This window comes from Acidobacteriota bacterium, assembly GCA_016712445.1.
Classification (GTDB): domain Bacteria; phylum Pseudomonadota; class Alphaproteobacteria; order Caulobacterales; family Hyphomonadaceae; genus Hyphomonas.
Genome location: JADJRB010000001.1, coordinates 1,707,382 through 1,730,544, shown reverse-complemented (window position 1 = coordinate 1,730,544; position 23,163 = coordinate 1,707,382). Strand labels below are relative to the sequence as shown.

At 65.3% G+C, this 23,163-nt stretch carries 23 protein-coding genes; 4 read left to right on the top strand and 19 right to left on the bottom strand.

The features are described 5' to 3' along the window. The first annotated feature begins 104 nt into the window (after nt 1–104). Both IPK75_08840 and IPK75_08835 read left to right on the top strand, forming a co-directional pair. A complete protein-coding gene (locus IPK75_08840) occupies nt 105–3,008 on the top strand; it encodes a TonB-dependent receptor (GenBank protein MBK8198465.1) in 2,904 nt (967 codons plus the stop codon). Between the two features lie 120 nt (nt 3,009–3,128). Further along, entirely contained in the window at nt 3,129–4,265 is a 1,137-nt protein-coding gene (locus tag IPK75_08835; protein MBK8198464.1) for a PQQ-dependent sugar dehydrogenase, read from the top strand. 84 nt (nt 4,266–4,349) lie between these two features. Here the strand turns inward: IPK75_08835 and IPK75_08830 are convergent, their stop codons facing one another. From IPK75_08830 to IPK75_08810, 5 genes are read right to left on the bottom strand one after another with little or no spacing between them, the layout of a single operon-like run. Beyond that, the gene (locus IPK75_08830; protein ID MBK8198463.1) at nt 4,350–4,763 is read right to left on the bottom strand and encodes a transcriptional repressor; all 414 of its coding nucleotides are present in this window, start codon (nt 4,761–4,763) and stop codon (nt 4,350–4,352) included. Between the two features lie 16 nt (nt 4,764–4,779). Further along, nucleotides 4,780–5,979 carry a YcaQ family DNA glycosylase gene (locus tag IPK75_08825; GenBank protein ID MBK8198462.1) on the bottom strand — a complete coding sequence of 400 codons (1,200 nt, stop codon included), beginning with the start codon at nt 5,977–5,979 and terminating at the stop codon, nt 4,780–4,782. Continuing rightward, a complete protein-coding gene (locus tag IPK75_08820; GenBank protein ID MBK8198461.1) occupies nt 5,976–6,512 on the bottom strand; it encodes a methylated-DNA--[protein]-cysteine S-methyltransferase in 537 nt (178 codons plus the stop codon). Before IPK75_08820 ends, IPK75_08825 begins: the two co-directional genes overlap by 4 nt. 42 nt (nt 6,513–6,554) lie before the next feature. Continuing rightward, nucleotides 6,555–7,442 (bottom strand): dienelactone hydrolase family protein, encoded by an 888-nt coding sequence (locus IPK75_08815; protein MBK8198460.1) that lies wholly within the window; start codon nt 7,440–7,442, stop codon nt 6,555–6,557. Between the two features lie 48 nt (nt 7,443–7,490). Further along, nucleotides 7,491–7,946, bottom strand: a complete 456-nt coding sequence (locus IPK75_08810) for a GNAT family N-acetyltransferase (GenBank protein ID MBK8198459.1) — start codon at nt 7,944–7,946, stop codon at nt 7,491–7,493. Nucleotides 7,947–8,041: 95 nt separating this feature from the next. Here IPK75_08810 and IPK75_08805 point away from each other — a divergent pair, with 95 nt between their 5' ends. Then, a complete protein-coding gene (locus IPK75_08805) occupies nt 8,042–9,337 on the top strand; it encodes an Hsp70 family protein (protein ID MBK8198458.1) in 1,296 nt (431 codons plus the stop codon). 82 nt (nt 9,338–9,419) lie between these two features. On the opposite strand, the gene tsaB is transcribed toward IPK75_08805, so the two are convergent. From tsaB to IPK75_08760, 9 genes are all read right to left on the bottom strand, one after another. Beyond that, nucleotides 9,420–10,028: a tRNA (adenosine(37)-N6)-threonylcarbamoyltransferase complex dimerization subunit type 1 TsaB gene (gene tsaB / locus IPK75_08800; GenBank protein MBK8198457.1), complete on the bottom strand. Its 609-nt coding sequence runs from the start codon at nt 10,026–10,028 to the stop codon at nt 9,420–9,422. A gap of 45 nt (nt 10,029–10,073) precedes the next feature. Then, nucleotides 10,074–10,673: a malonic semialdehyde reductase gene (locus IPK75_08795; GenBank protein MBK8198456.1), complete on the bottom strand. Its 600-nt coding sequence runs from the start codon at nt 10,671–10,673 to the stop codon at nt 10,074–10,076. Between the two features lie 55 nt (nt 10,674–10,728). Then, nucleotides 10,729–11,301 carry a NifU family protein gene (locus IPK75_08790; protein MBK8198455.1) on the bottom strand — a complete coding sequence of 191 codons (573 nt, stop codon included), beginning with the start codon at nt 11,299–11,301 and terminating at the stop codon, nt 10,729–10,731. 47 nt (nt 11,302–11,348) lie between these two features. Continuing rightward, complete coding sequence (locus IPK75_08785; protein MBK8198454.1) at nt 11,349–12,437, bottom strand: hypothetical protein; 1,089 nt, start codon at nt 12,435–12,437, stop codon at nt 11,349–11,351. A gap of 134 nt (nt 12,438–12,571) precedes the next feature. Then, complete coding sequence (locus IPK75_08780; protein MBK8198453.1) at nt 12,572–13,042, bottom strand: copper chaperone PCu(A)C; 471 nt, start codon at nt 13,040–13,042, stop codon at nt 12,572–12,574. A gap of 80 nt (nt 13,043–13,122) precedes the next feature. Further along, the gene (trpS, locus tag IPK75_08775; GenBank protein MBK8198452.1) at nt 13,123–14,157 is read right to left on the bottom strand and encodes a tryptophan--tRNA ligase; all 1,035 of its coding nucleotides are present in this window, start codon (nt 14,155–14,157) and stop codon (nt 13,123–13,125) included. A 25-nt stretch (nt 14,158–14,182) separates the two neighbouring features. Next, complete coding sequence (gene murJ, locus IPK75_08770; protein MBK8198451.1) at nt 14,183–15,739, bottom strand: murein biosynthesis integral membrane protein MurJ; 1,557 nt, start codon at nt 15,737–15,739, stop codon at nt 14,183–14,185. A 22-nt stretch (nt 15,740–15,761) separates the two neighbouring features. Further along, the gene (locus tag IPK75_08765) at nt 15,762–18,611 is read right to left on the bottom strand and encodes a [protein-PII] uridylyltransferase (protein MBK8198450.1); all 2,850 of its coding nucleotides are present in this window, start codon (nt 18,609–18,611) and stop codon (nt 15,762–15,764) included. 52 nt (nt 18,612–18,663) lie between these two features. Continuing rightward, nucleotides 18,664–19,032 carry an EthD domain-containing protein gene (locus IPK75_08760; protein MBK8198449.1) on the bottom strand — a complete coding sequence of 123 codons (369 nt, stop codon included), beginning with the start codon at nt 19,030–19,032 and terminating at the stop codon, nt 18,664–18,666. Between the two features lie 104 nt (nt 19,033–19,136). Between IPK75_08760 and IPK75_08755 the strand changes: the two genes are divergently transcribed. After that, nucleotides 19,137–19,343: a hypothetical protein gene (locus tag IPK75_08755; GenBank protein ID MBK8198448.1), complete on the top strand. Its 207-nt coding sequence runs from the start codon at nt 19,137–19,139 to the stop codon at nt 19,341–19,343. On the opposite strand, the gene IPK75_08750 is transcribed toward IPK75_08755, so the two are convergent. The 5 genes from IPK75_08750 to IPK75_08730 all read right to left on the bottom strand — a co-directional run bounded on the left by IPK75_08750 (nt 19,340) and on the right by IPK75_08730 (nt 23,153). After that, nucleotides 19,340–20,575, bottom strand: coding sequence for an acyl-CoA dehydrogenase family protein (locus IPK75_08750; protein MBK8198447.1), 1,236 nt, complete (start codon nt 20,573–20,575; stop codon nt 19,340–19,342). The two genes, IPK75_08755 and IPK75_08750, sit on opposite strands and share 4 nt — an antisense overlap. 70 nt (nt 20,576–20,645) lie before the next feature. Further along, the gene (gene truA / locus IPK75_08745) at nt 20,646–21,386 is read right to left on the bottom strand and encodes a tRNA pseudouridine(38-40) synthase TruA (protein ID MBK8198446.1); all 741 of its coding nucleotides are present in this window, start codon (nt 21,384–21,386) and stop codon (nt 20,646–20,648) included. Nucleotides 21,387–21,417: 31 nt separating this feature from the next. Next, nucleotides 21,418–21,690, bottom strand: coding sequence for a hypothetical protein (locus IPK75_08740; protein ID MBK8198445.1), 273 nt, complete (start codon nt 21,688–21,690; stop codon nt 21,418–21,420). A 12-nt stretch (nt 21,691–21,702) separates the two neighbouring features. Then, the gene (locus tag IPK75_08735) at nt 21,703–22,209 is read right to left on the bottom strand and encodes an N-acetyltransferase (protein MBK8198444.1); all 507 of its coding nucleotides are present in this window, start codon (nt 22,207–22,209) and stop codon (nt 21,703–21,705) included. Then, nucleotides 22,206–23,153: a methionyl-tRNA formyltransferase gene (locus tag IPK75_08730; GenBank protein MBK8198443.1), complete on the bottom strand. Its 948-nt coding sequence runs from the start codon at nt 23,151–23,153 to the stop codon at nt 22,206–22,208. Before IPK75_08730 ends, IPK75_08735 begins: the two co-directional genes overlap by 4 nt. Nucleotides 23,154–23,163: the final 10 nt, after the last annotated feature.

Genomic DNA, 23,163 nt, shown 5'->3' with positions numbered 1-23,163 from the left:
CACTTGTGTTGCCATTGAAGCGGTCCCACCAAAGAGGACGGCTCGTATAATCATCAACAGAATCGGTGACCTGCACACAGCGGCCCGAGGGGAGGAAAATTAAAATGACCCGGAACTTTAACTCGAAATCCGTCTTGCTGGCAGGCGCCTCCGCGCTTGTCCTCACGATGTTTGGGCCGATGGCGGTCGCCCAGGAAGAGACTGCGCCCGATGAATCGCGGCGCCTCAACACCGTTACGGTGACCACGCAGAAAACCGAACAGTCCATCCAGGACGTTCCGATCGCCGTTTCGGCGTTCGACGAAGAATCGCTGAACAAGCTTCAGCTGGCCGGCGGCCCTGACCTTGTGAAGTCGATTCCGAACGTCTCGTTCACCAAAGGCAACTTCGAGGGCTACAACTTCAAGATCCGCGGCATCGGCAACGACGCTGTGGCCACGTCAGGTGATGCCGGCGTCGGTGTTCACCAGAACGACGTGCCGCTGACATCGAACGCCCTGTTTGAAGCCGAATTCTACGACATGGAACGTATCGAGGTCCTGCGCGGACCGCAGGGTACGCTCTACGGCCGCAACGCGACCGGCGGTGTGTTCAACGCGATTACCGCCAAACCGGTGATGGAAGAGTTCCAGGCCAACGTTTCTGCAACGGTCGGCAACTACGACACCGCCAAGTTCCAGGGTATGATCAACGTGCCAATCGGCGACAAGATCGCTGTCCGCCTCGCGGGCAGCAGCCTCGAGCGCAGCGGTTATGCCACCAACACGGTGACTGGCAATGACATGGATGACCGCTCGCTGTACGGCATCCGTGCCTCGGTTGCGTTCGAGCCGACAGACCGGCTTCGCGCACTGCTGATTTATGATCACTTCGAAGAAGATGACAGTCGCATCCGTTCGGGCAAACAACTCTGCAAAAAGGACCCTCTGAAAACCTCGTTTGCCGGCATTGGGATCACGCCCCTTGACCAGCTGGTGACCTCGCTGGGTTGCCAGGAAGCGCCGCTTGACGAGATGAACGACCGGGTGAACTCGGTTGCCACGCTCGGCGGCGGTCTCGGCATCATCGCAGGCCTGCTGAACGGCGACGCCTTCCCGGCGCCGGTCAATCCGAACCTGCGCGAAATCGAATCGGCGTTCGACCCGCAGTACCAGGCCGAACAGACACTAATCACCGGCAAGCTCGAATTCGACCTGACCGACTCACTGCTGCTGACCTATCTCGGCAGCTATAGCGAGAACTCGGTGCTGTCGTTTGAGGACTATAACAAGGTCGCGCCGACAATTGCGTTCAATACGACGCCAGGCCCCTTCTACGTTTTTGGTGGCACCCCATTGGCGCCGCTGTACGGGGCCCTTTTCCCGGGCGGCGTGGTGAGCGATCCACAACTTGGCGCTGCAAATATCTTCCGCACGTTCGATGTCTCGGGCGGCGAGTCCGAGCAGACCTCGCACGAACTGCGCCTCCAGTCAGCCTGGGACGGCCCGTTCAACTTCAACCTCGGCGCCATTGCCGTCGACCTTGAAGTGTCCGACCCGGCCGGTCCGGGCGACGGGTACTACGTGCTCTCAAACTCGCTGACGTCTCTGGCTCAGCTCAACAATGCGGCCCTCCAGGCCAGCGGCGGCGCTGCCAGCATCTTCGGCGGACCTGTCGTGGTCGACGATGGCACGGGCGGTATCCCGGCCTTCGGCGGCTCGCTGGTCGGCGATGGCGGCAACTACTTCCGCTCGCTCTCGCCTTACCGCCTCGAATCTTTCGCCGTGTTCGGTGAAGGCTATTATGACATCTCCGACTCGTTGAAAGCGACCGTCGGCCTGCGCTATACGAGCGACAAGAAGGAACAGGACATTGTTCCGTCCATCCTGTTTGGTCCCGGCGCCACGCTTGGGGCGACGGGCCTCCAGGAAGCGGAATTCGAAGAAGTTACCGGCCGCGCCGGCTTCGACTGGTCGCCGGATCTGAGCTTCTCCGAAGACACGCTGCTCTACGCCTTCTACTCACGCGGCTATAAGGGCGGCGGTATCAACCCGCCCCAGCCGACTGGTGCGAACCTCTTCCCGCTGACTTTCGAACCGGAGTTCATCAACTCCTACGAAATCGGTGCGAAGAACTCGCTGGCAGGCGGCGCGCTGCAACTCAACGCAACGGGCTTCCTCTATGACTATAAAGGCTACCAGATCACGCAGATCGTGAACCGGGCCTCGGCGAACTTCAACATCGATACCCAACTGAAGGGCTTCGAGTTTGAATCGATCTGGAACCCGGTCTCAACCTTTGTGGTCAATGCCAATATCGGCCTGCTCGACTCCGAGATCCAGGACACCTGGAGCATCGACGTGCTCGACCGCACGAACGGCCGCGCGGACCTGGTCACGCTGAAGAACGCTTCGACCTACTCGAGCTGCGTTGTTTCGGCTCAGGGCTATGCGACCGTTCTCGGCGCCATCGCTCTCGGCGCCCTGCCGGATGGCTCGACCCGCGGCATCTGTAACGGCGCCCTGGCGGCCGGTGCAGGCGGCACGGCAAACCTCGAAGCCCTTCTCGGTTTGACGGGCCAAACGGTCTCCGTGACGAATATCGACGGCTCGACCAGCACCGTTTCACTGCTGACGACCACGGACGGCGATGCCAAGGATCTGGACGGCAACTCGATGCCGGGTGCTCCGGAATCGACCATCAACTTCGGTGCCGAATACACCTGGGAGCCGGGCGCGTTCGGTAACTGGGGCCTGACTGCCCGCGCTGACTATTACCGTCAGTCGGACAGCTTCAGCCGCGTCTACAATACCGGCCGTGACGAGCTGTCCTCGTGGGACAATCTCAACGTCTCGATCACTCTCTTCAACGACGAGAACGGTGTGCGGGTTGAGGCGTTCGGCAAGAACGTTGCCAACGAGCAGGTCATCACCGGCGCCTATCTGACGGACGACTCCTCGGGACTGTACACCAACATCTTCCTGACCGAGCCGCGCACCTACGGCGTGTCGGTGTCGAAGACCTGGTAACAGACGCTTCAGCGTCACATCATCAGGGGGCGGCCTTTCGGGGCCGCCCCTTTTTCATTGGCGAGGGACGCGGGACGCATTATGCCTGTGGCCATTCCCGCCCTGAACCGGAGCTGCGCCATGAGATTCACGACCCGCCTGCCCCTGATTGCCCTGATCGCGTCGGTCGCGGCCTGCACCGAACCGGTGGAGCCTTCGGTGCCCATCGCCGTCAGCGAAACCAAGGTGAAGCTCGAGCCGGTGGTCAGCGCAGAGCAGCCCTGGGGCATGACTTTCCTCGCCGATGGCGGCCTGCTGTTCACCGAGAAGGAAGGCGGCCTGAAATACCTCGCGCCCGGCGCGGCGGCCTCTGCGCCGGTGACCGGCCTGCCGCAGGCACTGACGGCCGACCAGGCCGGCTATCTCGGCATCGCGCTCGACCCGGACTTTGCCGCCAGCCGGCTGGTCTATGTCTCGCTCTCGTCCGGCACGCCGGAAGCCAACTCCACGCTCGTGGTGCGCGGCCGCCTCAGTGATGACCATACGGCCATCGAGAATGTCGAGGAGCTGTTCCGCGGCGACCTGCGCGATACGACCTATCACTATGGCTCGCGCCTTGCCTTTGGGAATGACGGCACGTTGTTCGTGACCATTGGCGAAGGCTTCAAGTATATGGAGCTCGCGCAGGACCCGAAGACGACGCATGGCAAGATCATCCGGATCAATCCGGACGGCTCGATCCCGGCAGACAATCCGTTTGCGGACGGCACCGCCGGCAATCCGGCGGTCTGGTCCTATGGCCACCGCAACATGCAGGGCATGTATTATGACACGGTGTCCGGCACGCTGTGGGAAACCGAGCATGGCCCGAAGGGCGGCGATGAACTGAACATCATCACCAAGGGCGCAAACTATGGCTGGCCGAAGATCACCTATGGCGTGAACTATGACGGCACGGTGATCACCGACAAGACCGAAGCCGAAGGCATGCAGCAGCCAGAGACCTACTGGGTGCCGTCGATCGCCTCCTCGGGCCTGACGATGCTGACCAGCGATGTCTATCCGGGCTGGAAGGGCGACCTTTTTACCGGCGGCATGAACGGGCCGGGCGGACTCGTCCTTGTACGGATCGATCTGGAAGGCGGCAAGGTCGTCGGCAAGGAAGACCTGCTGAAGGACGAATATTCGATCCGCGACGTAGTGCAGGGTCCTGACGGTTATCTCTATATCGCAAGCAAGGATTTCGACGGCATCTTCAAAGTGGTGCCGGAGGAATAAGCCGAGCCGCTTGTGAATGCGGAAACGCCGCGCCGGGGGAAACCTGGCGCGGCGTTTTCATGTCCGGCAACGGAAAAGGCGGGGCTACTCGCCATCCTTGAGGGGAATGCCGTAAAGCTCGAGCCGGTGATCGACGAGGCGGTAGCCGAGTTTGCGGGCGATTTCTTCCTGCAGCTTCTCGATCTCGGCCGAGTGGAACTCGACGACGTCGCCGGTCTTCACGTTGATCAGGTGATCGTGGTGTTCTTCCGGAACTTCCTCGTAGCGCGCGCGGCCATCGCGGAAATCATGCGCCTGGATGATGCCGGCATCCTCGAAGAGCTTCACGGTGCGATAGACCGTGGCGAGCGAGATGGAGGCGTCCAGCGAGTTGGCGCGGCGGTGCAGTTCTTCGGCGTCGGGATGGTCATCGGCGACGGAGAGGACGCGCGCGATGACGCGGCGCGGCTCCGTCATGCGGAGGCCTTTTTCGATGCAGAGCTTTTCCAAACGGTCCATGGCGGGTGTTTTGCCCTCACCTTCCCCGAATGTCCATATTGGCGCCGTCTATCCAGACGATATCGGTGACATTCGCCAACCGGGCGAACCGGGCAAGCTCGGCCTCGAGCTTTGCTTCGCGCGGGCCCGTCCAGGCGATGCCGGGCTCCAGCCAGAGTTTGTCGATGGTGAGTGTGCCTGCGGCGCGGTCCGCTTTCGCGCAGAGGCGGCCGATCATCCGGTCGCCTTCCAACAGCGGGAACACGTAATAGCCCCAGATGCGCTTTTCGGCGGGCACGAAGATCTCGATGCGGTAGTCGAAGCCGAACAGGCGCTTCAGGCGCGCGCGGTCGCGGATGACGGGATCGAAGGGGCTGAGGATGCGCAGGCGTGAAGTGGGCGCCTCGGCGGCGTCGAGACGGACTTCGATATCGGCCGGGGCAAGCGCGCGCGACCAGGCGCCGTCGGCCGATTCGATCTCGACGGGGACGAGGTCTTTCTGCGCGGCGGTCCAGGCCTTCACCTCTTCGAGGTCGGCCGCAGCCCAGAAGCGCTGGATGTCGCCCTCTGTGCCAAAGGCGAGGCGGCGGATCGCTTCGCGGCAGAGCCAGTCAACCTGTTTGGCATCCGGCGGCTCTTTCGCCTTCAGGTGCGGGTGCGGGATGACGCGCTCGGTGAGGTCGTAGAACTTGGTGAAGTTCTCGCGGTGGGACGTCGAGAGCTCGCCAGCATACCACATGTAATCGAGCGAGAGCTTGTGCGGCGGGCGGCGCCACATCTCGCGCTTGCCGATGACCTTGGTGTCGAAGGCGTGCGAGGAGAGCGGGCCTTCGGCGCGTATGCGTTCGCGGATTTCGGCGCGGCCTTCAGGGCCGTGATAGCCGGCGTGCCAGTCCCAGCCTTTCACGCGCGCTTCCATGCGGCGGAACTGGCGGCGCCAGTTGGGATAGAACTCGATCGGAATGACCGAGGCGTCGTGCGTGAAGTGTTCGAAGACGGCGCGCTGGTCTTTCAGGAGTTTGACGAGCATCGGCTCGCGGTAGTTCTGGTTGCGGCTCCAGAGGATATGGTCGTGGGCGCGGGCGACGACGCGGATGGAGTCGAGCTGCACGAAACCGAGCTTGTGGATGGTGGCGGCGAGATCGAGCGGGCCGGTGGGCGTGGCGGCGAGGCCCTGGGCATCAAGCCAGAGGCGCCGCGCATCGCGGTTGCGGATTTTCAGCGGTGCGCCCGTCATTCGAAGAGGGCCAGCTGGCCACCATCGAGGTGGACGCCTTCGCGGGCGAGCAGCGCGGTCTTGGTGCGCGGCCCGCCTGGCGCGGAGAAGCCGCCGAGCTTGCCGTCTGAGGTGAGCACGCGGTGGCAGGGCACGATGAGGGGCCAGGGATTGCGGCCCATCGCCATGCCGACCGCGCGGGCGGCGCCGGTGTCCGCGCCAATGCGGCGGGCGAGGTCGCCATAGGAGACGGTTTCGCCCCAGGGGACGTCGCGCAGGGCGCGGTAAAGGGCGGCCTCGAAATCCGAGATCCCGGCAAAATCGAGGCCGACGTCGTCGAAGCGGACGGCCTCGCCTCCGAGGAAGGCGCGCAGGGCGGCGATGGTCGCCTTGATGTGGGCAGGCGCATCGGATTCGGGGACAAGCGCGGCGCCGGGCTGCACGGCCTTCGCGGGGCTTTCCGCGAAGGGGCGCACGCGAGTCAGGCCCGCCGCCGTCCAGCCGAGGCCGCAGAGTCCGGCGGGCGTGTCGAAGGTGGTGGCCGACTCGAACATTTGGGGAACATCTGCCAGATTCCCCCGCCTGTCCAGAGGGGATCAGGCGAAATGCTTGGCGAAGAAATCGAGCGTGCGGCCCCACGCTAAAGCGGCGCCTTCGGGGTTGTAGCGGGGCGTCGTGTCATTGTGAAAGCCGTGCTCGACGCCCTCGTACATGTGGACCTCGTAGGTCTTGCCGGCGGCGTCGAGCGCAGCCTTGTAGGGCGGCCAGCCGTCGTTCACCCGCGTGTCGTTGCCCGCGAGGTGGATTTGCAGGGGCACTTCAGCCTTCGCGGCCTCTTCGGCTGTGGGCCAGCCGCCATAGTAAGGCACGGAGGCCTTCAGCCAGGGCTGGTGGACGGCCATCAGGTTGGTGATGGCGCCGCCGAAGCAGAAGCCGGTAGAGGCAATCTTGCCATTCGTGTACGGATGATCTCGCAGGAATTCGGCGGCGGCCATGAAGTCCGCGAACATCTCGGGATTCTTGCGCTGGGCCTGCAGGGCGCGGCCGTCATCATCATTGCCGGGATAGCCGCCGAGGGGATAGAGCGCGTCCGGGCCGAAGGCGACATAGCCGGCCTTGGCGGCGCGGCGCACGACATCGCGGATGTGCGGATTGAGGCCGCGGTTCTCGTGGACGACGACGATGCCCGCGAGCTTGCCCTTGGCCTTTGCGGGGCGGACGAGATAGCCGGACATCTCCCCTGCCCCGTTCGGAGACTTGTAGGTGACGGTTTCCTCGATGAGGTCGGTCTCGCCTTCGGCGGTCTGGGCGCGGCCATAGTCCGGCATCACGCAGGCAGCGAGCATCGAGACGGTGAGGCCGCCGACGGCGTAGGTCGAGAGCTTGGAGAAGAAGGCGCGGCGCGACAGGTCGCCGTGGCAATAGGCGTCGTAGAGCGTGAAGACTTCCTGCGGGATTTCGATTTTCTGCTCGGTGTCGGCCATTTGGGTCTCCCTCGTTTCGGGAGAGTATAGCCCGGCTTGCGCGCGCGGCTACCCGGAGAGGAAGCGCGACATCAGCAGGGCATCGACCGGGGCTGCGCGGCCAGCCGCGTAATAGCCCTTGCGGCGGCCATCGAGGGTGAAGGCGAGCCGGGCGTAGAGGTGGCGGGCGGGGGCGTTGTCTTCGGCGACCTCGAGCAGGAGGCGCGTATTGCCTGCGGCGGTGAGCGGGGCGAGCGCGGCCTCGATGAGGCGGCGGCCATGGCCCGCGCCGCGCCGGGCGGGATCGGTGGCAATGGTGAGGAGTTCGGTGTCGCCGGCGGCGGACTGGAACAGGGCGAAGGCGATCAGGGCGCCCGCGTCCTCGATGCCGAGGGCGAGCCCATTCGGGGCGATGATCTGCGAAGCGATGGAAGCCGCGCTCCAGGGGTCCGGAAAGCCCTGAGCATGCAGCGCCGCGGCGGCGGCGGCATCGCTTTCAACAAGGGCGCGCGGGGCGAGGGTCATCAGCATCCGGAGTCAAAAGGCGTCGGTGCGGGGTTGATCCGCACCCCGCGCGCCTGCTAGTTCGCCTGCCCTTTCCTCCCGCACAAGTCCCCAACATGACCCAGGCCACTTCCACGCTCGGCCTCGACTTCGGCACGACCAACAGTGTTGCCTCGCTGGCGCGGCCGGATGGCAGCGCCGAGGCGATGACCTTCAGCCATGGCGGCGAAAGTTTTTCGGCCTGCCGGTCGGTACTGTGCTTCTGGAAGGACGAAGAGGCGAGCGGGCGCGCGATGATGGAGATCGGCCCTTGGGCCATCGACCAGTTCCTCGAACTCGGCGGGGATTGCCGCTTCATCCAGTCGTTCAAGACCTTTGCAGCGAGCCCCTTCTTCCAGTCGACCACGATCCACAACAAGGCCTGGTATTTCGAAGACCTGCTGGCGGCCTATCTGCGGCGCCTGTCGGAACGAGCGGGCGCGCGTTGGCCCAAACAGGTCGTGATGGGGCGCCCCGTGCAGTTTGCGGGCGCGCAGCCGGACGAGGCGCTGGCGCGCACGCGCTACGAGACGGCGCTGAAGCGGCTCGGTTTCGAGACGGTCCATCACGTTTACGAGCCGGTGGCGGCGGCCTTCTTCTATGCGCAGCGCCTGACCGCGCCCGCGACCATCCTGGTGGCGGATTTCGGCGGTGGCACGAGCGACTTCTCGATCATCCGGTTTGACCCGCGCGGCGGCAAGCTGCGCGCCGAGGCGTTGTCGCATGCTGGCATCGGCATTGCGGGCGATGCGTTCGACCAGAAGATCATCGAGCATGTGGTGGCGCCGCTGTTCGGCAAAGACTCGACCTTCCGAAGCGGCGACAAGACGCTTCCCGTACCGGTGTCGTTCTACACGCGGTTTGCGCAATGGAACCAGTTGTCGATCATGCGGCACACGAAGGATTTTGCGGATCTGGTGAAACTTGAGACAGTGTCGAACGCGCCGCGGCTGATCCGCGCCTTCATCGACTTTCTGGAGGCGGACGCGAGCTACCTGCTCTACCGGGCGGTGGCGCAGGTGAAGATGCAGCTGTCGCAGGGCGCAGACGGGCGGTTCCTGTTGGAGGCAGGCAGGCTGAACCTCGACCGCACGATCACGCGCGCCGAGTTCGATGGCTGGATTGGGGATGATGTGCGCGCGATCCAGTCCTCCGTAGACGAAGCATTGGCGCGCGCGAACCTGAAAGAAGCCGGCATCGACCGCGTGTTCCTGACCGGGGGAACCTCCTATGTGCCGACGCTGCGCGAGAGTTTCGAGGCGCGGTTCAGCGACGGAAAAATCGAGACCGGAGACCAGTTTGTGTCGATTGCGCATGGTCTGGCGCTGATTGCGCAGCAGGATGACATTGATCCGTGGCTCGCGCGGGGATGAGTTGGGGTCGGGCCGCGTTCGCTTAGGTTGGCCCATCCTTCGACTTCTCTCAGGATGAGCTGTGTTGTTTGGCGAGCGGAATTCAGGCTTTTGGAGGGGGCAGCGCCGCGTCCGGCGCGCGGGCGTAGACCGGCGCTGGGGGGTGTTTGTCCGGGTCGAAGAGGCTGGCCTTGATTGCGGCGGTGACGGCGCTGGGCTGCATCGGGCGCAGGTCGAGTTTGTCGGCGAGGTCCCCAAGGGCTTCGTGGCTGTCCATGAAGACGGGGGCGTGGAAGCCGGTGAGCATGGGGAGAAGCTCCGTGAGCGGAACTTCGATCACGTCGGCGATCCCCTCCCCGCCCGAGATGCCCTGCACCCACCAGGTCTGGTCCGGCGGGCGGCGCTGGGCGGCGAGGCAACCGAGGGCGGCGCCTTCGAGACCGGCCGGAATGGCCGCTTCGAGACTGGTGATGCCGACAGCCTTGGCGCCGGTGACGAGGGCGAGGCCGCGCGCATAGGCCACGCCGATGCGCAAGCCGGTGAAGCTGCCGGGGCCGGCGACGACGCCGATGCGGGTCAGCTGGGCGAGCGTGACGCCTGCTTCGGCGCATAGCTCCGCGACGAGGCCCGGCAGGCGGCGCTCCTGTCCGCGCGGCATGGCCTCGCGGCGGTCAGCGAGGATCTCGCCGTCCTGCACGAGGGCGGCTTCCATCGTACTGAAAGCAGTGTTGAGGCCGAGGACTAACATCGCTCGCGGTTAGAGGATGCGGCAGGCCTCGTCAAACTCGAGGCGCGGGCTGCGGTCGAAGATCTTGGTCTTGTCGCCATAGCCGATGTTGCAGATGAAGTTGGCGCGCCAGTGCTTCATCTCGCCTTCTTCGTTCTCGAAGAACTCGCGGTTGACACCGGCCATGTCGAAGCCGCTCATCGGGCCGCAATCAAGGCCGATGGCGCGCGCCGCGATCATCAGGTAGGCGCCTTGCAGCGTGCCGTTCCGGAAGGCTGTCTCGTCGCGGTTGCTGTTGAACCAGTCCTTCGCGCCGGGCGCGTGGGGGAAGAGTTTCGGGATTTTTTCCTGGAAGGCGAGATCGTGCGCGATGATCACGGTCCACGGGGCGGCGGCGGTCTTCTCGCGGTTGCCGGCGCTCATCAGGGGCAGAAGGCGTTCCTTGCCGGCGGCCGAGTGGACGAAGACGAAACGGGCGGGCGAACAGTTGGCGCTCGTCGGGCCCATCTTGGTGAGGTCATAGACCGCGCGAACGAGAATTTCGGGAACGTCCTTGTCGACAAAGCCGTTCTGGCTGCGCGCATCGCGGAAGATGACATCGAGGGCATGGTCGTTGACGGGATGGGCCATGGCCGGGAGGTCCTTGTGAAGGGAGAATGGGTAATCCGGGTACGGACGGAACGCGCTAGAGCACGGCCTCGACGGCGGTGACTTCCGGCACATAGGTGCGCAGCATGTTCTCGATGCCGGATTTCAGCGTCATCGTGGAGGACGGGCACCCGGCGCAGGCGCCGCGCATGTTGAGATGGACGACGCCGGTGGCGGCATCGAAGCTGCGGAAGGTGATGTCGCCGCCATCCTGCGCCACGGCGGGGCGCACGCGCGTTTCGATCAGTTCCTTGATCTCGGCAACGATCTCGGCCGTTTCGCCTTCGTAGACGGGTTCATCATCGCTGGCGGCGAGGCCGTTTTCGTCAACGACGGGCAGGCCGGCCATGTAATGGTCCATGATGGCGGCCAGCACCATCGGCTTCACGTGTTTCCAGTCTTTCGCGGCGGCCTTGCTGATCGAGACGAAGTCGGCGCCGAGGAAGACGCGCTCCACGCCGTCGACCTGGAACAGGGCGCGGGCCAGAAGGCTGGCGCGGGCGCTGGCGGCGTCAGGGTAGTCGAACGGCCCATGAAAGCCGGCGACCGGCAATCCGGGCAGGAATTTCACGGTATCGGGGTTCGGTGTCGCTTCAGTCTGGATGAACATGGCGCCTCGCTGTCTGAGGCCAGAGATGGCCTACAAGGCGCGTCAGTTCAAGGGACAGCGACTTCTTCGGCTGCCGCATCTGCCGCCTGGGCGGCCTCTGCCGTCTCCGCAACCACAGGGGCCGGCGGGGCCAGAACGGCCGCCAGGCCAGCAGACGCCTCGTGGGCTTCGTAGAGATAGAAGGCCATGCTGGCGAGGGGGTTGGGCAACAGGGCGGCCGATCCGTCCTGGTTCGAGACGAAGACGGGCTTCAGTTCGGCGGCGCGTTTCCAGGAGGCTTCGGCGCGGGCGAGGCGGGCGGCGACCTGCGAATCTCCGGTCAGGCCATAGGCGCGGGCCTTGCTGGCGAGGATCAGCTCATGCGCGAGATGGGCGCGGGCCTTGGCGGCGTAGAAGGCGGCGATGTCTTCCTTGCTGGCGAGCCAGGCATCCTGCTCGGCATTGATGCGGTCCGACAGGGCGGCGAGGTCCGTTTCGGCCCATGTGGCGAAGAGGGCCATCTCGAGCGGCAGGGTCTCTTCCGGCGCCGGGCGCAGAGCCAGGCCGCGCGAGGCGCGCGTGTCAAACCGGTTGAGAGCCTCGGCGGCGGCGGTGAGGCGCGGGCGCATGTCTTCGCCCGGCACCGCCATCAGCAGGCGCGAGGCGGCGGCGAGGTCTCCGTCCGGACCATCCGAGGTGGCGGCGACTTCGGAGAGGAGCTTGACGTGTTCGGAGAGACCTGCGGCGGTGGCCTCCTGCCAGGCGGGCAGCGCGGTGAGGCGGGCCTGCGGGTGCCAGCTGTCGCGGTCCGAGGCCCAGCCGGCGCCGGCAAGTTCGCGCGCGACCTTGTGGATAGCGACACCCACGCCGGGCACGGACCAGCTTTCGTTGGGCGGGAAGACGACCGGGCTGTCATCGATATGGCTGGAGAGGACGACGGCGGCCGGATAGGCGCCGATGACGGCAACGATCAGGGCCAGCCGGAACAGGCCGACAATTCCCTTCCAGGTTTTCTGGGCACCCAGCATGAGCGGGCTTGGCTGCGCGTTCTCGAGCGAGATGAAGTGCTCCGGCGGAATCGGCGCGGGCCGCGGCTTGGCGCGAAGGTCTTCCTCATAGGCTTTGGGAAGCTTCGCGGCAGCAGAGCGTGAGGGCATGGGTTTGCGCCTGTCCTGAGCGGGTGGCCGGGGAGGTGTCATATGCCCCGACTATGATGGCATCAGGATGGCAATAACAGGGCGGGACTGCATGAAATTTCAGATAACCGCCCGTATTGCCTACAGGATCGGCATTAACCAGCCGGGGGAACGACCTCGGCCTGGGTAACGATATCCTGTTCCGCGCCTGATTCGTCTGTGAACGTCAGAACCACGTCGACCTGGTCGCCGACCTGGAGAGGCTGGACGCCAAACATCATCAGGTGATTGCCGCCGCGCTCCAGCACGAGGGGCTGGTCCTCGGAGACCGGGAAGCTCTCGACCTTGCGCATCTGCATCATGTCGTTCTCCATCGACATCGTGTGCAGCTCGACCGTGCCGGCAATGTCGGTAGCGGCGCGGACCAGCGTGACCGGGCCGCCGGTGACGCTGACATGCAGGCCGCCGCCGGTGATGTCGCGGCCCTCGGGCGGCTGGACGATGAAGGCGTCGCGCACTTCGATGACCGGACCGTCGGTGGCGGCCGTTTCGGTACCGGTGGCGGGCGCGCCGCAGGCGCCGAGGATCAGGGCGGCGGGCAGGATCAGGTTGGTCAGCAGGCGCACGGGGTCAGTCCTCCATTGGCTTTGCCAGAAGATGGCGTGTGTCTGCCGGAGTGACAACCGGGCCAGCGGTCGCAGGCAGATCAGGGACGCCAGAATCCGACGACGCGGCGGACCTCGTCCATGATCGGCGCGGCCACGGCATTGGCGCGCTGCGCGCCGTCGGCGAGGACACGGTCGATGCCCGCAGGATCAGCGAGGATTTCGCGGAAGCGAGTCGTGATCGGCGCCATGTGGGCGACGGTGACATCGGCCAGCGCGGGCTTGAAGACGCCGAATCCCTTGCCTTCGAACTCGGCGAGGACGCTCTCGACGGTGCGACCGGAGAGGGCCGCATAGATGCCGACGAGGTTTTCGACTTCGGGACGGCTTTTCAGCTCCTCCGGGGTGGCAGGGATGACGCCGGTATCGGTGGTCGCCTTCTTGATCTTCTTCGAGATCGCGTCGGCATCGTCCACGAGTGTGATGCGGCTGAGGTCGGACGGGTCCGACTTCGACATCTTCTTCGTGCCGTCCTTCAACGACATGATCCGCGCGCCGGGGCCCTTTATCATCGGCTCAGGCAGCGGGAAAAATCCGGGTACGCCGTATTCGCGGTTGAAGCGGTCCGCGATGTCACGGCTGAGCTCGAGGTGCTGCTTCTGGTCTTCGCCGACCGGCACATGGGTTGCCTTGTAGGCGAGAATGTCGGCGGCCTGCAGCACAGGATAGGTGAAGAGGCCGACGGAGGCGCGTTCGGCATCCTTGCCGGCCTTGTCCTTGAACTGGGTCATCCGCTCGACCCAGCCCATGCGGGCGACGCAGTTGAATATCCAGGCGAGCTCCACATGCGCGAGCACGGAGGACTGGGCGAAGATCACCGACTTTGCCGGGTCCACACCGGCGGCCATGAAGGCGGCGGCGATCTGGCGGGTCTGGTCGATCAGGGCGCCGCGCTCGACCGGCATGGTGATGGCGTGCAGGTCCACGACGCAGAAGATGCAGTCATGCCCTTCGGCCTGAAGGTCTGCGAACTTCTTCAGCGCGCCGAGATAGTTGCCAAGATGGAGGTTTCCCGTCGGCTGGATGCCGGAGAATACGCGTTTCGGGCCGGTATAGGCTTGGGTCGTGTCGGTCATGATCCGGGGCGTTTAGCCTGTTTGATCAGCGGCGCAAAGCCTGCCGGAGGTCGCTGATCCTGACAGCGCCGGTGATCAGGGCGGCCAGGCCATAAATGACGGCGGCGGCGGTGACCGTGGCGGCGGCGGCGAGCGCGTGGGAGCCGCCCACGGCCGTGATGATGGCGGGCTGCTGCCAGAGCATCAGCAGGATGCCGGCGGTGAGGATGGCGGTGGCGAGGCCCGCCCGGATCAGGCCGCCGGCGAGCTTCGGCCCCGGCGTATACCATCCGCGCCGGGTGAGCGTGATCCAAAGCAGGAAGGTGTTGACCCAGGCGGCCGTACTGGTGGCGATGGCGAGACCGGGGAAGCCGTCCTGGCCGATCTGCTTCAGCCAGAAGAACAGCCCTGCCCCGAGCAGAGTGTTGACCACGACCGAGACGAGCGCGAAGCGCATCGGCGTTTTCGTGTCTTCCCGCGCGAAGAAGGGCGGGGCGAGCACCTTGATGAGCACGAAGGCGGGCACGCCCCAGGCGAAGTGGAAGAGCGCGGCGCCGGCGGCGGCCGCGTCCGACGGCAGGAAGGCGCCGCGCACGAAGAAGGCGTCGATCAGGTAGACAGGCGCGGCCATCAGGCCGGCAGCGGCCGGAAAGGTGAGCGCCATCGCGAGGCCGAGGCCTTCATCCATTGTGCGGGCGCCGGCATCGGAGTCCCCTGCCCGCGCGGCGCGGCTGAGGCGCGGCAGGATGGCAACGCCGACCGCGACACCCACGAGGCCGAGCGGCAGCTGGTAGAGCCGGTCAGCGGCGTAGAGCCAGCTCTTGGCACCGACCTCGAAGCTGGCGAGCGACTGGCTGACGATGATGTTGATCTGCGTGCCGGAGGCCGCGATCGTACCGGGCACGGCGAGCATCAGCACCTTTTTGACGGCGGGCGTCAGGCGCGGCCAGCCGATCAGGCTGAGCTTCACCTTCTGGTGCGAGATACCCCACCAGAGCGCGCCCGCCTGCAGGAGACCGGCGATGAAGAAAGCGATGGCGGCATAGGTGGCGGTCAGCTGCGGCGTGGTGCCGAGCAGGCCGGCGGGGATCAGGCAGAGGTTCAGCAGCGTCGGCGCGCCGGCCGAGAGGATGAACCGCTCCAGCGAGTTCAGGACGCCGGAGAAGAGCGCGGCGATGGCCATGAAGGTGAGGTAAGGCATCGTGATGCGGGTGAGCAGCACGGCGAGATTGTAGTTCTCGGTATCGCCGGCCTGGCCGCCATGGATGACCAGCAGGACCCAGGGCATGAAGATCTGGGCAAGGATCGTCAGCGCGGCGGTGGCGGCAAAGAGGACCTTGAGGGCATCTTCGGCCACCGCGCGAGCAGCTTCGGGGCCTTCGGCCTCCAGGGTGCGCGCATAGGTTGGCACGAAGGCCGAGGCGAAGGCGCCTTCGGCGAAAATGCGGCGGAAGAGATTCGGGAACTGCTGGGCCGTGGCCCAGGCATCGCCCACCGGCCCGGCGCCGATCTTGGCGGCGAGGATGATGTCGCGCGCAAAGCCGAGGATGCGGCTGGCGAAGGTCAGAGACGCCTGAACGGCGGTGTTGCGAACCAGGCTCATGTTGTCCGCTTTTCCTGAATTCTCAGAAGCTGTCCACGGCGCGTGAACGTTTCAGTTTACGGGCGGGCGTTTGCGGGCCCTCCGGTTCCTCGCGCGACAAGACGGCCATAAGACGGTCTTTCAAGGCCTCTTTGCGGGCTTTCGAGAGGTGGCCGTCGCCGGTTGTCTCGGACTGGACATAGAAGGCGTCAAACACGCGCTCGCCATACGAGCCGACATGCGCGGAGTGGATCGACAGTTTCAGCTCGGCCAGCACTTCGGCGACTTCGTGCAGCAGGCCCGGGCGGTCTCGCGCAGCGATATCAACTACAGTGTAGTCGGCCGAGATCTCGTCATGGATCTGCACTGAGGGCTGGACGAGGAAAGCCGCCTCGCGTCGCCCGGTGCGGGACTTGACGCCGCCCTGGGCCGGGTTGCCGTCCAGCGCGGCCGTGATCGCCTTCTCCAGCGCCTTGAGACGGTGCGGATCGCCCTCCCCGAATGGCAGGCCGCGAATGTCCTGCAGCATGAACACGTCGACGATACGTCCACCGCGCGAGGTGAAGACCTGCGCGGCGACGATGTTGGCGCCGAGGCGGGCAAGCGTGCCGGCTAGATCGGCGAAGAGGCCCGGGCGGTCCTTGCCGGAGACGAGCAGCGCGACCGCGCCGCCTTCCGGCGCCATGCGCGTGGTAACGACATCGCCGCCTTTGGCGAGCGCGCTGGCATGCCAGGCGATGTCGCTCTCGTCGAAGCCGGTCCAGTAGGCGGTTTCGAGTTCGAGCAGCAGCGGCGGGAGTGCGCCGAGACGGTCGTTGAGCGCGGCGCGGCGGTCTTCGGCACGGCGTTCCAGCTCGCCCTGCACGCCGGCTTCATCCGTACGCCCCCCGCGCAGCGCGGCGGCGGTGTTATGGTAGAGATCCGCGAGAAGCTGGCCCTTCCAGGCATTCCAGACAGCGGGGCCGACGGCTTTGATGTCGGCGACCGTGAGGATGTAGAGGAGGCGCAGGCGTTCGAGCGAGCCGACGAGGCGGGCGAACTTTGCCACTGTGCGCGGATCAGTAATGTCGCGTTTCTGCGCGGTCTCGCTCATCTCGAGATGGTGGCCGACGAGCCAGACGACGATGTCCGTTTCCTCGTCCGGCAGGCCAAGGCGTTCGCAGGCCTTGCGCGAGGTACGCATGCCAGCTTCCTGCTGGTCACCCTTTCCCTTGCCGGTATCGTGCAGCAGCATTGCGAGATAGAGCGCGCGGCGGTTTTCGATCTGGCTGAACAGTTCATGGGCGAGCGGGGCGACATCGCCGCGGCCATGCTCGAGATCGGCAATCGTTTCCACGGCGCGCAGCGTGTGCTCATCGACCGTGTAATGATGATACATGTTGAACTGCGTCTGCGCGACGATGGATCCGAACTCCGGGATCGCACGGCCGAGTACGCCGGCCTCGTTCATGCGCCTCAGCGTCGGGCCGGGTTCCTTGCCGCCAAGGATGGCGTCGAGGATGAGCTCGCGCGCTTCCGGCGTCTCGCGCACCGTTTCCGAGAAGCGGCGCAGGTTGCGCGTCAGCGCGGTGAGCGCCGTCGGGTGGATGTCCTTCTGCTCGCGCCGGGCGATTGTGAAGAGGCGGATCATGTTAAGCGGATCGGCGCCCATCACCTCGTCGCCCGTGGTGTTTATACGGCCCGTATCCACCATGAACCCGGCCTCCGGTAGCGGCTGCGGCGTCCGCACGGGCAGGAAACGGCGCAGGCCCTCGGGCTTCTTCTTGTGATCGGCTTCGAGCTTCGCAGCGAGGATGCGCGTCAGCCCGCCAACATCCTTGGCGACGAGGAAATAGCGCTTCATGAACCGCTCGACGCCCTGCTGGCCCTCGCGGTCGCGGTAGCCCATGCGGGCGGCGATCTCGGGCTGCAGGTCGAAGCTGAGGCGGTCTTCGGGGCGGCCGGTGACGAAGTGGATGTGACAGCGCACGGTCCAAAGGAACCGCGCGGCGCGGATGAAGACGGCGTACTCATGATCCGTGAACGGACCAGCCTTCATCACCTCTTCGAGGGACGTACCGCCATACATGTGCTTGACGATCCAGTAGAGCGTCTGCAGGTCGCGCAGGCCGCCCTTCCCTTCTTTCAGGTTCGGTTCGACGACATAACGCGCATCACCCGTGCGGGCGTGGCGCGCGTCGCGCTCGGCCAACTTGTCGGCGATGAACTGGGCGTCCTTGCCCTTGATCGATTCACGCTGGAACAGCGCCATCATGTCTTCGGCCAGCGCCTGGTCGCCGCAAATGAAGCGCGCGTCCAGCATGCTAGTCTTGATGGTGACATCGTCCTGCGCGAGCTTCACGCAGTCGATCGGCGCACGGAAAGCGTTGCCGACCTTCAGGCCCATGTCCCACAGGGCATAGAGCATGTATTCGACCACACTCTCCGTATGCGGACTGGCCTTGTAGGCGCGCAGGAAGAGGAGGTCGGTATCCGAGGACGGCGCCATGACGCCCCGGCCATAACCGCCGGTGGCGACGATCGCGAGCCGCTCGGCCTCGGTGGGGTTGGAGGCGCGGTGGACGTGGGTGACCGTAAAATCGTAGAGCGCATGGATCACCTCGTCCTGCACGGCGGCGAGGAGGCGCGCGGTGTCCAGCCCGTCGGCGCCCTGCTGCAGGCGCTCCTGCGCAATCAGGCGGCCCCGGAACATCGCCCCGTGCAGCAGGTTCAGCGCCTGCTTGCGCGCGACCTGCGGGCTGTTCATGTTGTCCAGTGCCGCAGCGGTCAGCTTCACACGCAGGGCGCGGCCATCGATGATATCGGCAATGCGCCATTTGCCCGGCCGCCGGGAAACCGGGGTCCGGACCGAACGGTTAAGCAGGGTGGGCGGAGGCTTGGGCGGGGAGGTCATCGGCCCTCAAGATAGCAGGTTTGGAAGCTTCGCCTATGGGCGCAGCGCTGCATTAGCCCACAATCGTGTGCACCCGGTTGAACCAGAGGGGCGAGTTTTCAAGGTCGATGAACTTGCGCTCGTCTTCCAGCAGGTCCCGTGCAGCCTCTGCGGCACCAGGGTTCTGTCCGGCAGCGGCCATGGCGGCTTCGCTTTCGAACCAGATCTCGGCGATACCGTCATAGGGCTCCGGCGCATTGCGCGAGGCCCGGATGCCGGCGCTCATCTCGTCAAAGCCGCCATGCACCTGCTCATACTTCACGATGCCGAGCGTCTTTGCACGGGCCGCGACGAGGGGCGCATGCGTCTCGCGCCAGTAGCGCTGGAATTCCTCGCGGCTGAGATGCGGCAGTCGGCGCAGGCAGAATGTGAGCTTGATCATGGGTGAAAGGCTAGGCCCGTCGCGGGGTGCTGTCCAGATTGACGCCGGGGCTCGCCGCGCCTGCCGCCTTGCGCCATATTGGAACAACAACAGGGAGGCCGGACATGGGCGGAAGTTTCACGAAGGAGATCATGCGCTGGCTGCATATCACCGGCGGAATGATCCTGTTCGCTTACGTTTACACACCGCTGGTGGAGAACCCGTTCTTCGCGGATGCGACGAAGTACGTGATCTTCCCCGGCCTCGCGCTGACCGGCCTCGTGATGTGGCAGTGGCCGATCTTCCGCGGCCTGTTCCGCAAGAAAAATTAGAGCAGGTCTCCGCCCGCCGCGGCGGCCGTGGTGCCATCCTTCTTGAAGGCGCGGATGACGTTCTTGCCGGTGATCCACTTGTGCACTTCGTCCGGCCCGTCGACGAGGCGCTGGGAACGGATATGCGTGTACCAGGCGGCGAGCGGCGTATCGAGCGAATAGCCGAGCGCGCCGTGTAGCTGGATCGCAGTGTCGACCACGTCATGCACCATGTTGGCGAGGTAGACCTTGGCAATGCCGTTCTCCTGGCGGATGTCCATGCCGTTCTCGGCCTTGTAGGCAATGTGCATCAGCATCAGGCGCGCGATGTAGATCTTGCTGGCGCAGTCGGCGAGCATGAACTGGACGCCCTGGCGATCCTCGAGACCTTTGCCGAAGGTGGTACGCTTGGTCACATGTTCCGTAGCCAGATCAAGTGCGCGCTGGGCCATGGCCACATTGTGCATGCCGTGGCGCAGACGGCCATAGGCGAGCCGGTGCTGGCCCATCGCGAAGCCCATCCCTTCCCCGCCGAGCAGGTTTTCTTCCGGCACGATCAGGTTTTCGATGGCGACTTCGGCATGGCCGCCGCCCATCTCGGTGTAATGTTTTCCGTGCACGGCCATCGTCGGGATGTCGCGGATGATGCGGTAGCCGGGGTTTGGCAGCTCGACGATGAAGGTCGAGTATTGCTGGTGGCGCGGGGCTTCTGGATTGGTCTTCGCCATTACGACGGCGATGTCGGCGGCGGTCGCGGCGGACGAGAACCACTTCTCACCGTTCAGCACATAGTTGCCCTTGCCATCCTTCACGGCGGTTGTCTGCATGCCGGTGGCGTCAGCGCCGGCTGCTTTTTCCGTCATCGAATAGCAGATGCGTTTCTCGCCATTGATCAAAGGCTTCAGGTATTTCTCTTTCTGGAAGTCCGTGCCGTGGGCGAGCAGCGTGAGCATGGTCGCATCGTCCGGACCCTGAGAATTCATCGATAGCGCGCCGAGATGGCTGTGACCGAGTTCCATCTGCACAAGGGCGTTGGCGAGTGGGCCGAGGCCCATGCCGCCATGCTCGACCGGGAAAAAGGGAAGCCAGAGGCCCTGCTTGCGGGCTTTCGTGCGCAGCTCCTTGAGCACGGTCTTGTAGGGCTTGCCGGCCGCCATTTCCTTCTCGGCGGGGATGCACTCATTCTGTACCCAGAGGCGCACGCGCTCGCGCACTTCCTTGGCGTCGTCCGGAATCGTGAAATCGATGGCCATTATTTCTCTCCCTGTTCGTTTGACCGGGAGGCTAACCCCGAAGACCGGGGCCGCAAAGATTGCCTTCGCGTCAGGCGGGATAGTCCACGCGCACCAGGAACAACCCGTCGCTTGGGGCAACGGGGCCGCAGGCCGTACGGTCGGCCGCGTGCAGGATCTCGCGGATCCATTCCGGCCGATGGAAACCGCGTCCGACCTCGACGACGCTGCCGACCATCGAGCGGACCTGGCGGTGCAGGAAGCTGCGCGCGGAGAGGGTGAACTCGATCCGGTCGCCGAAACGGGCAACATCAAACCGGTCGAGCGTTTTCTCCGGGCTCGCCGCCTGGCAGCCCGTGTCCCGGAAAGTCGTGAAATCGTGGTGACCGAGCAGAAGCTGCGCGGCTTCGTGCATTGCGGCCGCATCGAGCTTCGCGGGCACACGCCAGGCGAGGCCGCGCTCCAGCGCAAGGTCGGCGCGGCGGTTGACGATGACATAGCGGTAGTGGCGCGACGCGGCGGAGAAGCGGGCATGGAAATCATCCGCCGCGCGTTCCGCCTTCAGCACGGCGATGGGGTGCGGGCGCAGGTGGAAGTTCATCGCGTCGGCCACCTTGTCCGGGCGATCCTGTGCGAGGTCCATGTGGGCCACCTGCCCCGTGGCATGCACGCCGGCGTCCGTGCGCCCGGCGCCAACCACCTCAACCGGACCGCCATCCAGCTTTGCTGCGGCCTCTTCCAGCGCGCCCTGCACGGTGGGGATTCCGGGCAGCCTCATCCAGCCCTGGTAGGGCCCGCCATGGTATTCGATCAGGAGCTTATAGCGCGGCATGGAATGGCGCTGCCAGCCCGGCGGGCTTTGGTCAACCTGGCTCGCCCGAGTGGCGCAGCTTGAGCCAGATGATCGACGCGCACATCAGCAGGGACACGCCGTTCCAGAAGATGATGCTGGGGGCGCTTTCCAGCCAGCCATAGGCGCCCCACAAGAGGCCGCCGGTCATGGCAAAGAGATAGGTTACAAGCGACACGTCGCGCGCCTGCCGGGTCTGGATAATCTTGAGCGCCTGCGGCGCGGCGGCGAACGTGCCGAAGAACCCGGCGACGAGCCCAAGAAGTTCGATGGGCGTGATCTGCATGAAGATGGCCTTTCAGCCTGAGAATGCGCGTGAATAGGTCAGCGTGCCGGACGCCGGGCCGCCTTCGGCGAGGCGGATGGCCATGAAATGCGGGCCGGACCAAGGCGACGTGAAGGGCCTGGCCGTCTCGGTGTCGAAGCCGAAGCGCGGATAGTAGGTGTCGTGGCCAAGGACGAAGACGATGGACTCACCGAGCGTGTCGAGTTCTTCGAGACCGGTCCTCACGAGATAGCTGCCGATGCCGGTTTTCTGCAGGCCTGGCTTTGCACTCATCGGCCCGAGGCCGGCGGCAACCGGTTGGCCATCAATCAGGATTCGGAAGAATTCGATATGCCCGACGATCCGGCCATCATCCGTTTCAGCCACGAGCGACAGGAGGCTGTCGCCGTCTGCATGCAGTTGGCGGATGAGGCGGCTTTCATCTCTGGAGTTGAAGGCGAGACCGAATGCCTCGTCGCTGAGCGCCGCGATGGCGTCCATGTCGGCGGAAGTGGCGGCGCGGGTGAAGAAGCCGATCATGTGATCAACGTCCCCGCGGCAAGCGGCGTGCCCGCGAGGAAGTCGCGCGCGTCCAGCGGTTTGCCGCCGGGTTTCTGAAGGCGCAGGAGGCGGACCGCGCGGCCATCGCCGCAGGCGACGGCGAGGCCATCATTGAGCAGAGTGCCGGGCGGGGCCGGATTCCAGAGGTCCGTCAGTTCACTGAACAGAAGCTTCAGGCGCACTGGTCCCTGCCCGAGATCGGCCTCGCACCAAGCGCCGGGCGCGGGCGACAGGCCGCGTACCCGGCAATCGACCTCGGCGGCCGGGCGCGTCCAGTCGATGCGCTGGTCCTCGGCGGTGATCTTGGCGGCGTAGGTCATGCCGTCTTCGGATTGGGCGACTGGCTTAAGGCTGCCGTCCGAAATGCCCGCGAGAGCGCGGGGGGCAAGGTCGGCGGCGAGCACCGCGAGCCGGTCGTGCAGCGTGCCGGCGGTATCCTCGCTTGTGATCGGTGTACGGACGGACGCGAGTACCGGCCCGGTATCGAGACCCGCCTCCATCATCATCGCGTCGACACCGGTTTCGGTATCGCCCGCCATGATCGCGCGCTGGATCGGCGCGGCGCCCCGCCAGCGCGGCAAGATGGAGGCGTGCAGGTTGAGGCAGCCGAGGCGCGGCGCATCGAGGATCGGCTGCGGCAGGATCAGGCCGTAGGCAACGACGACCGCTGCATCGAGATCCAGCGCCGCAAAGGCAGCCTGCTCCTCCGGCTTCTTCAGCGATCTTGGCGTGCGCACTTCCAGGCCGCGTGCTTCGGCGAAGGCGTGCACGGCGGTTGGCGTCAGCTTCTGGCCGCGGCCTGCGGGACGCGGCGGCTGGGAATAGACGCAGGCAATCTCATGGCCAGCAGCGATCAGCGCCTCGAGCACGCCGAGCGCAATGCCCGGGCTTCCCATGAAGGCGATGCGGAGACGGTTTGTCATGGGCGCCGAT